Here is a 12502-nt window from a genome sequence, read left to right as displayed (position 1 = left end):
CAAAAAGAGGGAAAGCCTTAGTGCTCTTCCTCTTCTTCGCCATCATCAAACGAACGATGCTCATCCTCATCGTTTTCATTGCTTTCTTCGTCGTCGAACATGGCGGTGACCCTGTCACCTTTATGTTGTTCCCGAATCTCCGCCGCCACGATGCCGATCGCCTGGCCGCTGCTCATCCCCTGCGACATCAGCTCCTGTATCCGCTCCACCGCTTCTTGCTGCTGCTCATGCGTCAGCGCCGGCATACCTGCTATCATCACCTTCTCCTGGGGGTTAAATCGGGCGCGTATCATCGCACACTATCTGCGCTATACGCCAGAACTTGCGCTTTGTGATACGCTAGCCCGCCGGGGAAAATCACCCTGGGCCGACCACAAAAACAGCGATTCACCTGCAAGCATGAGATTATACGAACAGACATGTCCTTAAATACCAACGTCTCATCCCCTGTCTATCACTCGCTGCCCTATCAGCCGGATGCGCTACTGACGCTTTTCGCGCCTTTTTCGCAGCAGCCGTGGGCGATGCTGCTGCATTCGGGCTTTGCCGATCATCCCCATAGTCGTTTCGACATTATGGTGGCCGACCCCAGAGTCACGCTGTGTACGCGCGGCGATCGGACGGAAATCGCCCGCGGCGGCAATACGCGGATATCCACCGACGATCCCTTCTTGCTGCTGCAACAACAGCTTGAACATCTGGGCCTCGATGCCGCGGCGCGGCCTGACTTTCCCTTTCAGGGCGGCGCGCTCGGCCTGTTCGGTTACGATCTCGGCCGCCGCATCGAGAAACTGCCGTCGCAGGCACAACGGGATATCGACCTGCCCGATATGGCCGTCGGTTTATATGACTGGGCGCTAATCGCCGATCATCAGCGCCAGACATTAACGCTGATCGTTCATCGTCATCTTCAGGAGCGGCTCGACTGGCTGGCGCATCCGCCCGCGGGGCGCCCCACGGACGATTTCCGGCTTACCGGGCCGTGGCGCGCCAATATGTCGCGCGCGGAGTACGGCGCTAAATTCGATAAAATACAGCATTACCTGCTGTCGGGAGACTGTTACCAGGTTAACCTGGCGCAGCGTTTCGTCGCCGATTATCAAGGGGATGAATGGCAGGCGTTTCTGCGTCTGTCGTCCGGCAATAAGGCGCCGTTCTCCGCGTTTCTGCGCCTGCCTGAAAACGCGGTGATCAGCGTTTCTCCCGAACGTTTTCTGTGGCTGGAAAATCAACGGATCCAGACCCGACCGATTAAAGGCACGCTGCCGCGCCTGGCCGACAAAGACGCGGACCGCGCGCAGGCCGCCCGGCTGGTGCGATCGGATAAAGATCGGGCGGAAAACCTGATGATCGTCGATTTGCTGCGTAACGATATCGGCCGGGTGGCGGTGCCCGGCAGCGTGCGCGTACCGGAATTGTTCATCGTGGAACCTTTTCCCGCGGTTCACCATCTGGTCAGTACCATTACGGCGCGGCTTCCCGCCGGCTGTCACGCGACGGCGCTGCTGCGCGCCTGTTTCCCCGGCGGTTCGATCACCGGCGCACCGAAAATCCGGGCGATGCAGATTATTGAAGAGCTGGAACCGCAGCGGCGTAATGCCTATTGCGGCAGCATCGGCTACCTGAGCATTTGCGGCACCATGGACACCAGCATCGCCATTCGCACCTTATTAACCGAGCAGGGAAAAATATACTGCTGGGCCGGCGGCGGAATCGTCGCCGACAGCCAGGAACAGGCGGAATATCAGGAAACCTTTGATAAAGTGAAGCGTATCTTGCCCTTGCTGGATAGGTTGGATTAATTGGATAATCAGCGCTTCCCAGGTAAAGACCCGTGACCCATTCAATGAATGCACCCCGCTCGCCCGCCAGCTTCGATCTGGCCGAGTTTATTACCCGCTTTCAGCTGCAAACGCTGCGTCCGGCGCCGCCGGCCCGCCACCGGAGGCAGGCGGCCGTACTGGTGCCGATTGTGCGCCGCGCCACCCCGACGCTGCTGCTGACCCGCCGGGCATCCGGCCTGAGAAGCCATGCCGGGCAGGTCGCCTTCCCCGGCGGCGCGGCCGACCTTGACGACCGGTCGCTAGTGGAGACGGCGCTGCGCGAAGCGCAGGAAGAAGTGGCCATTCCGCCGCACAATGTGCAGGTATTGGGCGTATTACCGTCGCTAGACAGCATCAGCGGCTTTCAGGTCACGCCGGTTATCGGTCTTATCTCCCCGCAGACCCGCTTTTATCCGCAAGAAAACGAAGTGGCGGAGCTATTTGAAATGCCGCTGGCGGAAGCGCTGGCGCTTACCCGCTACCATTCCCTTGATATCGAGCGGCAGCGCAAACCTCACCGGGTTTATCTCTCCTGGTATCGGCAGCAATTCGTCTGGGGATTGACGGCGTCAATTATCCGCCGGCTCGCCCTGCACGTCGCCGGCGAGCCGTGACGGCTACCTTGTCCGCTGTCCGCTGAGATAAGTTCCGTTGCCCGTTGGCATAAGTTTATTTCATGCGAAAAAGCGAACTCCGCAACATATTGCACACTACAATGGCGCGATTTGAGAATTTTATCCTATTCTTCGGCTATTCAACGGCGCGAGTAAGGAGTTTGGGCGTGATAAGCGTTTTCGACATGTTTAAAATCGGCATTGGCCCCTCAAGCTCTCATACGGTAGGACCGATGAAAGCCGGTAAGCAATTTGTCGATGAATTGATAAGCCGCAGCTTGCTGGCCGGCGTGACGCGTATCGCCGTTGACGTTTACGGCTCGCTGTCGTTGACCGGGAAAGGACACCATACCGATATCGCCATCGTTATGGGGCTGGCGGGCAAGATGCCGGACACCGTCGATATCGACGCCATCCCGGAGTTTATCCGCGAGGTGGAAAGTCGGGAACGCCTGTTGCTGGCGGACGGCCGGCATGAGGTCGATTTCCCCCGGGAAGGCGGCATGGTTTTCCGCAGCGAAAACCTGTCGTTGCACGAAAACGGTATGACGATCACCGCGTTTGCCGGGAGCGAGGCCGTTTTCCGTAAGACCTATTACTCCATCGGCGGCGGATTTATCGTTGACGAAGAGAACTTTGGTAACAGCGTATTAACCGAAGTCTCCGTGCCGTATGCCTTTAATTCGGCGCAAGAGATGCTGGCGCACTGCAAGCAAAACGGCCTTTCGCTGTCCGCCATGGTGATGCGCAACGAACTGGCGTTGCACAGCCGTCAGGATATCGCAGATTATTTCTCGACTATCTGGCAGACCATGCGCGCCTGTATCGACCGCGGCGTGAATACCGAAGGCGTGCTGCCCGGTCCGCTGCGCGTTCCCCGCCGCGCTTCGGCGCTGCGTCGCATGCTGGTCGCCTCCGACAAGCTATCCAACGACCCGATGAACGTCGTCGATTGGATCAATATGTTCGCTCTGGCGGTCAACGAGGAAAACGCCGCCGGCGGCCGCGTGGTGACCGCGCCGACCAACGGCGCCTGCGGCATTGTGCCCGCGGTCCTCGCCTATTACGACCGCTTTATCGAACCGGTCGGCCCCGACATCTATATCCGCTATTTTCTCGCCGCGGGCGCGGTAGGCATACTGTATAAAATGAACGCCTCCATCTCCGGCGCCGAAGTGGGCTGTCAGGGAGAAGTCGGCGTCGCCTGCTCAATGGCGGCGGCCGGGCTGGCGGAACTGATGGGCGCCAGTCCGGAGCAGGTCTGCGTGGCGGCGGAAATCGGCATGGAGCACAATCTTGGCCTGACCTGCGATCCGGTCGCCGGCCAGGTTCAGGTGCCGTGCATCGAACGCAACGCCATCGCCGCGGTGAAAGCCATCAACGCCGCGCGAATGGCGATGCGCCGTACCAGCGAACCGCGCGTATCCCTGGATAAGGTTATTGAGACCATGTACGAAACCGGCAAGGATATGAACGCCAAATACCGCGAAACCTCGCGCGGCGGACTGGCGATCAAGGTGCAGTGCGACTAGCTGCGTCAGTTGCCATTCCGTTCACAGATATAAAGCCATATTTAACCGCCGGTACGGCATAAAGTAAAACGGCTTGCCCGATGATGGGCAAGCCGTACAGAGATCGACGCCTTTGGCAAACGCCCCGTCAGGCGGGAAATCGCAGCTACTCGTCTTCCTCTTCCCTCGGCTCGGTGATTTTTTCGACCCGCACCAGCTCGATACGGTATTCCGACACCTCCATGATTTGGAAGCGCAGCTGGTGCAGCTCAATCACATCGCCCACGTTGGGAAACTCATCGCTGTAGGCCAGCAGCATACCCGCCAGCGAGGCGTAATCCTCTTTCGGGCTGACCAGATCGCTGCTGTCGACCACCTGCTGCAAAGAGTGCAAATCCGTGCCGCCTTTAACCAGCCAGCCGTCGCCGTCGGCCACAATATCCAGCGTTTCGTCTTCGTCCGGGAACTCGCCGGCAATCGCTTCCAGCACATCCAACGGCGTAACCAGCCCCTGCACCACGCCAAACTCGTTGCTTACCATCACCAGGCTGCCTTTGGCCCGGCGCAGCACCGGCAGCAAATTGATCACGTCCAGCGTTTCCGGCACCACAATCGGCTGATTGGCCGCCGCGAAACTTTCCACATCGGCATGCTCTTCCAGCGCCACCAGCAGATCTTTGGCCCGCACCACGCCGATTAGCTCGTCCAGCGAGCCGCGGCAGACCGGGAACAGGCTGTGGGGCGTATCCAGCAACTGCAAACGGATCTCCTCCACGGAGCGCTCGCTGTCTACCCAGGAAATTTCCGTGCGCGGCGTCATCACGCTGCGTAGGGAACGCGACGCCAACGTCAATACCCCGCTAATCATATAGCGTTCTTCTTCGGCAAAGGTTTCAGCGGTGACTTTCTGCGGCTGATCGTCCTCGTCGGCGGCGGCCTTTCTGGCCCCCATCAGCCGTAAAATCGCCTCGGCGGTGCGCTCGCGCAGAGGGCGCCGCGACTGATGCTTCATAAAGTTATGTCGGGCAAGCTGGTTGAAAAATTCGATCAGGATCGAGAAGCCAATCGCCGCATACAGATAACCTTTGGGAATATGGAAGCCGAAACCTTCCGCAACCAGACTTAAACCAATCATCAGCAGGAAGCTGAGGCACAGCACCACCACCGTCGGGTGGGCGTTGACAAAATTGGTCAGCGGCTTGGATGCCAGCAGCATCACCCCCATGGCGATAATCACCGCGGTCATCATTACGCCCAGGTGGTTAACCATACCCACCGCGGTAATCACCGCATCCAGAGAAAACACCGCATCCAGCACGACTATCTGGGCGACGACCACCCAAAAGCTGGCGTGCACGCGGCTGCCGTGCTCGTCATGCGATTTATTTTCCAGCCGTTCATGCAGCTCCATGGTGGCTTTAAACAGTAAGAACATCCCCCCGGCCAGCAAGATAAGATCGCGGCCGGAGAAGCTGAAATCGCCGACGTAAAACAGCGGGCGGGTCAGCGTGACCATCCAGGAAATCAGCGACAACAGCCCCAAACGCATCAGCAGGGCCAGCGATAACCCGATAATGCGGGCTTTATCTCGCTGCTTGGGGGGCAGTTTATCCGCCAGAATGGCGATAAATACCAGGTTGTCGATACCCAGAACAATTTCAAGTACCACCAGCGTCAATAAGCCTGCCCAGATTGAGGGATCCAGCAAAAATTCCATGTCAGACTCCGAAAAATGAACCAGCAGACGACATCAATGCCGCGTTGGCATTGAAGGATAATAAAAAGAGTGGGTATGAATCAGAATGACTCTGAAGGTGGCCGGAATGACCAACCGAGTGCAGAAAACCACCAGCGTTAGCGGGTACACAGAGAACGTTTTGTCGGTGACAGTCCATGGGAAGGGCGAATGCCCGATGCTCCTAAATAATTTAACAGAATATAACTTTAACAGGTTGCTCCGGTTTTTCACAAAGACTTTCTTACGCCGCGCCATGCAGCAAATGCATGTGACATTTCTGTTATTTACCGCACACTTTTCTTAACAGCTCACAGTTTACGCCAATCAAAGGTGGAGCAACGTCACACTATTTATTTTTTCGGTGAGTAAAATAAATCTGTCAAACGATTGTTTCAGGCTTGACGAGTTTGAACCGGCTCATTGAATGTAGTGAATTAATTGTAAAAATTTTTACCTATTGGATAACCAAGTCAGCCTCTGACGACCATACTGATATGGCAACGATTAACGTTCGGCAAGCGCACGTTAACCCTATATCCCGACACATTACACACTCGATTTGATCGTGAATAGTGAGGAGGTAGTAAGTGAGTATTGCAATAATACTATGCACTCACGGAGCCACCGCGGGGCCGCTGTTAAAAACGGCTGAGATGATTCTTGGCGAGCAGGATAACGTCGCCGCGATCGATTTCATCCCCGGTGAAAACGCTGAAACGCTGATAGAAAAATATCAGGAGAAATTATCTCAACTGGAGACGTCGTCCGGCGTATTGTTTTTGGTCGATACCTGGGGAGGCAGTCCGTTTAATGCCGCCAGCCGTGTGGTAACCGACAAGGAGGACCATGAAGTTATCACCGGGGTAAATATTCCCATGCTGGTGGAAACCTTTATGGCCCGCGATGACAAGCCGGCATTCGCCGATTTGGTGACAACCGCGCTTGAGGCGGGAAGAGACGGGGTAAAGGCCCTGAAAACCCAGGAGCAACAGAAAGCGGCGGTCTCCCCCGCTCCGGTTTCATCCGCACCCAAAGCCCCGGCGCCGGTCAGCGGAACCGGCGGACATATGAAGATAGGGTTGGCGCGTATTGACGACCGTTTAATTCACGGTCAGGTGGCGACGCGCTGGACGAAAGAGACCAACGTCAACCGCATTATCGTCGTCAGCAACGAAGTCGCCGCCGACAACGTGCGCAAAACGCTGCTGACCCAGGTCGCGCCGCCGGGGGTTACCGCGCATGTGGTGGACGTGGCGAAGGCCATCCGCGTTTACGACAACCCGAAATATGCCGCCGATCGCGTGATGCTGTTATTTACCAACCCGACCGACGTACTAACCCTGGTTGAAAATGGCGTCGACATACCCTCCGTCAACATTGGGGGCATGGCGTTCCGTCAAGGGAAAACGCAGGTCAATAATGCGGTCTCCATTGATGAAAAGGATATCGCGGCGTTCAAGGAACTGGATAAACGCGGAATTGAATTGGAAGTCAGAAAAGTTTCCAGTGATTCCAAAATCAAAATGATGGATCTAATCAATAAGATGGCTCGTTAGCACATTCAATAACTTCCACTGTGTAACGATTTATTTTACTCAGATAACGTTTTCTATAGGAGAAGTACAATGGAGATTACCACCCTTCAAATTGTGCTGATATTTATCGTGTCTTGTGTTTCGGGGATGGGGTCGATTCTTGACGAATTTCAATTCCACCGCCCTCTCGTCGCCTGTACGCTTATCGGCGCCGTATTAGGCGATTTGCAAACCGGGATCATTATCGGCGGTACGCTGGAAATGATCGCGCTCGGATGGATGAACATCGGCGCGGCGGTGGCGCCCGATGCGGCTCTGGCTTCCATTATCTCGACGATTCTGGTCATCGCCGGCGGACAAAGCGTAGGCGCGGGGATTGCGCTGGCTATCCCGCTGGCCGCGGCCGGGCAGGTGCTGACGATTATCGTGCGTACCATTACCGTGGCGTTCCAGCATGCCGCCGATAGCGCGGCGGAACGCGGCAACTTAAGCGCGATCAGCTGGATTCACGTATCCGCGCTGTTTCTTCAGGCGATGCGTATCGCCATTCCCGCCGTTATCGTGGCGATCTCCGTCGGCACCGATGCCGTTCACGCGATGTTGAACTCGATTCCCGACGTGGTCACCAACGGCCTGAATATCGCCGGGGGCATGATTGTCGTCGTGGGTTACGCGATGGTCATCAACATGATGCGCGCGGGCTACCTGATGCCTTTCTTCTATCTTGGTTTCGTTACCGCCGCCTTTACCGAGTTCAACCTGGTGGCGCTGGGGGTCATCGGTATTGTTATGGCCGTGCTGTACATCCAGCTCAGCCCGAAATACAACAGGTCGCCGGGTCAAGCGGTGGCCTCGGGTAATAACGATCTCGATAACGAACTGGATTAATAGGAGTGAGAGAAATGGTTGATACAACTACTGATGTAAAAAAACTCACCGCCAGCGATGTTCGCGCGGTGTTTATTCGCTCCAACCTTTTCCAGGGGTCATGGAACTTTGAACGTATGCAGGCGCTCGGCTTCTGCTTTTCCATGGTGCCGGTGATCCGCCGTCTCTACCCTGAAAACTCGGAAGAGCGTAAACAGGCGATTAAGCGCCATCTGGAGTTTTTCAATACTCAGCCGTTTGTCGCCGCCCCGATTCTGGGGGTGACGATGGCGATGGAAGAGCAGCGCGCCAATGGCGCGCCGATTGACGACGGGGCGATAAACGGCCTGAAGGTGGGGTTGATGGGTCCGCTGGCGGGCGTCGGCGACCCCATTTTCTGGGGCACGGCGCGTCCCGTTTTCGCCGCGCTGGGCGCCGGGATTGCGATGAGCGGCAGCCTGCTGGGGCCGGTGCTCTTTTTCGTTCTGTTCAACCTGGTACGCCTGCTGGTGCGCTACTATGGCGTGGCCTATGGCTATCGCAAAGGGGTCGATATCGTTAGCGATATGGGCGGCGGCTTCCTGCAAAAGATGACTGAGGCGGCGTCTATTCTCGGTCTGTTCGTCATGGGGGCGCTGGTCAACAAGTGGACCCACGTCAACGTGCCCATGGTGGTTTCCAGGGTAACCAACCAGGAGGGCGAAACCACCATCACCACCGTCCAGTCGATTCTCGACCAGCTTATGCCGGGACTGATACCCCTGTTGCTCACCTTCGGCTGCATGTGGCTGCTGAGGCGCAAGGTTAACGCCCTGTGGCTTATCATGGGATTCTTCGCCATCGGCATCTTCGGTTATTGGATCGGCCTGCTCGGTCTGTAGTACGTTACCCCGCCGGAGGTGACCCCTCCGGCGGACGTACGCCGTTCGTTTAGCACACACATCCCCCAAATATTCACCCATGGAGTCCCCATGACGATTACGGATATCGCCCTGGTTATTTTGATCGCGCTGGCGCTGATTTATGCTATCTATGACGAATTCATCATGGATAGACTGCAAGGGAAAACCCAACTGCGCGTGGCGCTAAAACGGGTAAACCGGCTGGACGCGCTTATTTTTATCGCCCTGGTGATAATCCTTATTTATCAGAACGTCATGAATAACGGTGCGGTAATTATCACGTCTCTTTTGCTTTTTTTAGCATTTATGGCGATCTATCTCGCCTATATTCGTCATCCCAAGTTGCTGTTTAAACCGACAGGTTTCTTTTATGCCAATATCTTTATTCCTTATAACCGTATTAAAAATATGAATTTATCTGAGGACGGCGTTTTGGTCATCGATCTGGAACGACGCCGGTTATTAATACAGGTAGCGCAGCTTGACGACCTGGAGAAGATATATAATTTTATGATTGAAAATCAATGAGATAAAGATATTTAATTTTAAATTAAATATATTATAAAACATATCATTAACTTATTTGTGGTATTTTACCCCCACCAACGCTGACGTTATTTTATGCGATAACGATCACGCTATCTTTAAATGAAAATAATTATCAATTGCATTATTAACCCCTGTTATTTTTATTGTTGTTTAATCCATAAATAATATGTTAAGGTTGCGCCGTCATTGGGGAGTAGCCGGTTTCTGAAAGTCAGGATCAGAAATGCTCGTATCAACATACTCGTTTTATTTATTAAAACGTGGTGCGGGCGGCCAGTTGGCAGGCGAGACCATAGACACGGCGACCATCATCTGGTTGGGGATGAGCGCCGTGGATATGGAGAACCACCCAGCCGAGGCTATTTACCATGAACCTATCAGCAACGCTCATCCTTGCGTTCGGCATGTCGATGGATGCTTTTGCGGCGTCTATCGGTAAAGGCGCCGTATTGCACAAACCCCAATTCCGGGACGCCATCCGCACCGGCCTTATTTTTGGCGTAGTGGAAGCCACCACGCCGTTGATTGGCTGGTCCCTCGGTTTTTTCGCCAGCCGGTTTATTATCGAATGGGATCACTGGGTTGCCTTTGGCCTGCTGGTAATTCTGGGCGGGCGCATGATTATGGAAGGCGGCAAAAACGCCAGGATCTGCCACTGCGATAAAATTAAAAAACACAGCCTGGCGCTGCTGGTCTGTACGGCCTTCGCCACCAGCCTTGATGCCATGACCATCGGCGTGGGCCTGGCATTTTTACAGGTCAATATCTTCCACACGGCCATGGTCATTGGCTGCGCCACCATGATTATGGTGACGCTAGGCATGCTGATTGGCCGCTATATCGGACCGATCCTCGGCAAAAAAGCGGAGATTGTCGGCGGTATCGTGCTTATCGGCATCGGCTGCAATATTCTCTATGAACATCTTGGCCATGCTGCGGCGTGAAAGAGATGACCGTTGATGCCGGATTTCCGCCCTGCTGTTTACCTTATCCGGCGGCCGTTTCGCCGTCGACGATACGCTGGTGCAGGCGGATAATAAAGTCGGTCTCGCAGCTAAATTGCGCCGCTTCCCGCAGCTTTTTACCGACCTCCGGGGTGGCTCGCCAGGCGAACGGCGTCATCTGGAGTAGCGCGGCGCCCTCCTCCCCGGTCAATTGCATCGGATATGCCAGCGTTTGCCGTTCAACCAACCGGAAACCGGCCAGCGTTTCGTCCCGGCCGGGGTGTAACCGTACCTGGTCATAGACTTGTGCTTTTAACTGATAAAGATGGCGCGGCCCCGGCGATACGGTAATGACCCAACCGCCCGCTTTCACCGTGCGCTGCAATTCGGCGTCATTGCACGGCGCGTAAATTTTCAGGATGGCATCCAGTGACCGGTCGTCAAACGGCAGTCGCTGGCTTGAGGCGACGCAATAATCGACCTCTGGATAACGTTTTGCCGCACGCTGTATCGCCGCTTTCGAAACATCCAGCCCATAAACGGTTATTGCCCGGCATGGTTTAACCCGGGCGGCCAACGCGGCGGTGTAATAGCCTTCGCCACAGCCGATATCCAACAAGGCGGCCGCATCGGGCGGTAAAATCTCATTAATGCGCCGTGTAACATATTCACGCAATGGATGGTAATGTCCCGCATCCAGAAAGCGGCGGCGGGCCTGCATCATTTCCGCGCTGTCGCCCGGTTGCTTTGAACGTTTAAATTGCACCGGCAACAGGTTCACATAGCCTTCTTTCGCACAGTCGAAACTGTGGCGGCCACAGGACCATTGCTGCGCCATGCGGCGTAATGGTTGCCGGCATAGCGGGCATTGATAAGGCATCAGCACGTTTTCCCTGCTAAAAAGCACTCTTTATATTGATAAAAATCAGACAACAAAAAACCCGCACCGTGGCGGGTTTTACAACGTGAACTGTAATTAAATCGCAGTGACGTTGACTGCAGACGGACCTTTCTGACCGTCTTGGATTTCGAACTCTACGTTCTGGCCTTCGGCCAGAGTTTTAAAGCCGTTGCCTTGAATTGCAGAGAAATGTACGAATACATCTTTGCTACCGTCAGCCGGAGTGATGAAACCAAAGCCTTTAGACTCGTTGAACCACTTGACTTGACCTTTAATCTTTGCCATTTCAGATATTTCCTTTAATTGTTTAAACCGCCAGAGGCGTTATACAGACAAACCAAAGTCGTTACTGCTTGAGGCACTAAGATAAGGATCGGCAGAGAAGTGGTATTCACGCTAACGCTTGTACTCAAGTCTTCTTTACTGAAAATGCCATTCATATACAGAACTGTACCTCGTTTTACCCAAGTGCGTTATTGCACACTCCACAACCGTTGGCAAGCCCTTTTTTATCAGTCATGGACATGGCGCACAGATTAACGTCATCGACGACTTACAAATAACGCTAACTCGCTATATTGATAAGAGTAAATATCTTTTTTACCCATAATATTCGCATATGTCGGGGAGACGCGGATCGTGGCGTACCTGCGGCGATCGGGGCCAGCGGCAGGCATAAAAAAACCGTCGCCAGCACGCTGCGTAGGGCGATGGAAAAAGGGCAAAAGTGGCGGACTGACAGGTCTTAGATAAATACCCACTATCGATTCCCGTTTTTGCCCTTTGGGTGGTTGACTGATAAATCAACGCATACGCAACGTTACTTTTTTTGAATTAATCAATACTCAGCATAACAACAAGTAAAACAATCAAAAAAATAAGCAAAACAATACTAGCCAGCTTCCAACGCCTTTCTGATTTACTGCTCATACCCACACATTCCTTCCAGAAACAAAACTTATACTAAAAGCCTATACTTTTATCGGCAAAAGCCGACATTTTATTAGTCCGCCGATCGGCTTGTCTGCTAATCTCGGTCAATTACCCATGACATGTACGGGTATCGCAGCGTTAGCGTTAGACTTACGTTGCAAGATTACGTACGATTTATTAAATTA

At 54.3% G+C, this 12502-nt stretch carries 12 protein-coding genes, 1 pseudogene and 1 riboswitch; of the genes and pseudogenes, 8 read left to right on the top strand and 5 right to left on the bottom strand.

All coding sequences use genetic code 11. The annotated features are described in order from the left end of the window. Nucleotides 1–17 precede the first annotated feature (17 nt). Nucleotides 18–257: a YoaH family protein gene (locus tag MFP24_RS22895; protein WP_249232370.1), complete on the bottom strand. Its 240-nt coding sequence runs from the start codon at nucleotides 255–257 to the stop codon at nucleotides 18–20. Between the two features lie 162 nt (nucleotides 258–419). Here MFP24_RS22895 and pabB point away from each other — a divergent pair, with 162 nt between their 5' ends. The 3 genes from pabB to MFP24_RS22880 all read left to right on the top strand — a co-directional run bounded on the left by pabB (nucleotide 420) and on the right by MFP24_RS22880 (nucleotide 3969). After that, entirely contained in the window at nucleotides 420–1802 is a 1383-nt protein-coding gene (gene pabB, locus MFP24_RS22890; RefSeq protein ID WP_249232371.1) for an aminodeoxychorismate synthase component 1, read from the top strand. A gap of 44 nt (nucleotides 1803–1846) precedes the next feature. Next, on the top strand, nucleotides 1847–2437 hold the full coding sequence (locus MFP24_RS22885; protein WP_249232372.1) for a CoA pyrophosphatase: 591 nt from the start codon (nucleotides 1847–1849) through the stop codon (nucleotides 2435–2437). Nucleotides 2438–2604: 167 nt separating this feature from the next. Then, the gene (locus MFP24_RS22880; RefSeq protein WP_249232373.1) at nucleotides 2605–3969 is read left to right on the top strand and encodes an L-serine ammonia-lyase; all 1365 of its coding nucleotides are present in this window, start codon (nucleotides 2605–2607) and stop codon (nucleotides 3967–3969) included. 145 nt (nucleotides 3970–4114) lie between these two features. On the opposite strand, the gene MFP24_RS22875 is transcribed toward MFP24_RS22880, so the two are convergent. After that, nucleotides 4115–5665, bottom strand: coding sequence for a TerC family protein (locus MFP24_RS22875; RefSeq protein ID WP_249232374.1), 1551 nt, complete (start codon nucleotides 5663–5665; stop codon nucleotides 4115–4117). Nucleotides 5666–6273: 608 nt separating this feature from the next. On the opposite strand from MFP24_RS22875, the gene manX reads away from it, so the two are divergent. The 5 genes from manX (at nucleotide 6274) to mntP (ending at nucleotide 10483) form a co-directional block, all read left to right on the top strand. Continuing rightward, nucleotides 6274–7242: a PTS mannose transporter subunit IIAB gene (gene manX, locus MFP24_RS22870; RefSeq protein ID WP_249232375.1), complete on the top strand. Its 969-nt coding sequence runs from the start codon at nucleotides 6274–6276 to the stop codon at nucleotides 7240–7242. Nucleotides 7243–7311: 69 nt separating this feature from the next. After that, entirely contained in the window at nucleotides 7312–8109 is a 798-nt protein-coding gene (locus MFP24_RS22865) for a PTS mannose/fructose/sorbose transporter subunit IIC (protein WP_249232376.1), read from the top strand. Nucleotides 8110–8123: 14 nt separating this feature from the next. Next, complete coding sequence (locus MFP24_RS22860) at nucleotides 8124–8969, top strand: PTS mannose transporter subunit IID (RefSeq protein ID WP_249232377.1); 846 nt, start codon at nucleotides 8124–8126, stop codon at nucleotides 8967–8969. A gap of 90 nt (nucleotides 8970–9059) precedes the next feature. After that, on the top strand, nucleotides 9060–9518 hold the full coding sequence (locus MFP24_RS22855; RefSeq protein WP_249232378.1) for a DUF986 family protein: 459 nt from the start codon (nucleotides 9060–9062) through the stop codon (nucleotides 9516–9518). 197 nt (nucleotides 9519–9715) lie between these two features. Continuing rightward, nucleotides 9716–9900: riboswitch (yybP-ykoY riboswitch) on the top strand. Between the two features lie 7 nt (nucleotides 9901–9907). Further along, on the top strand, nucleotides 9908–10483 hold the full coding sequence (gene mntP, locus MFP24_RS22850) for a manganese efflux pump MntP (protein WP_249232379.1): 576 nt from the start codon (nucleotides 9908–9910) through the stop codon (nucleotides 10481–10483). 43 nt (nucleotides 10484–10526) lie between these two features. Here the strand turns inward: mntP and rlmA are convergent, their stop codons facing one another. From rlmA to MFP24_RS22835, 3 genes and pseudogenes are all read right to left on the bottom strand, one after another. Then, nucleotides 10527–11363 carry a 23S rRNA (guanine(745)-N(1))-methyltransferase gene (rlmA, locus tag MFP24_RS22845; protein WP_249232380.1) on the bottom strand — a complete coding sequence of 279 codons (837 nt, stop codon included), beginning with the start codon at nucleotides 11361–11363 and terminating at the stop codon, nucleotides 10527–10529. A 96-nt stretch (nucleotides 11364–11459) separates the two neighbouring features. Further along, entirely contained in the window at nucleotides 11460–11669 is a 210-nt protein-coding gene (gene cspE / locus MFP24_RS22840) for a transcription antiterminator/RNA stability regulator CspE (protein WP_002221949.1), read from the bottom strand. Between the two features lie 39 nt (nucleotides 11670–11708). Further along, nucleotides 11709–11824: pseudogene (locus tag MFP24_RS22835) on the bottom strand (DUF2627 domain-containing protein). Nucleotides 11825–12502: the final 678 nt, after the last annotated feature.

Source organism: Brenneria tiliae, assembly GCF_023347575.1.
GTDB classification, from domain to species: Bacteria; Pseudomonadota; Gammaproteobacteria; order Enterobacterales; family Enterobacteriaceae; genus Brenneria; species Brenneria corticis.
Note: the sequence above shows the minus strand (reverse complement) of the source record. Positions and strands in the feature narration are given on the sequence as shown.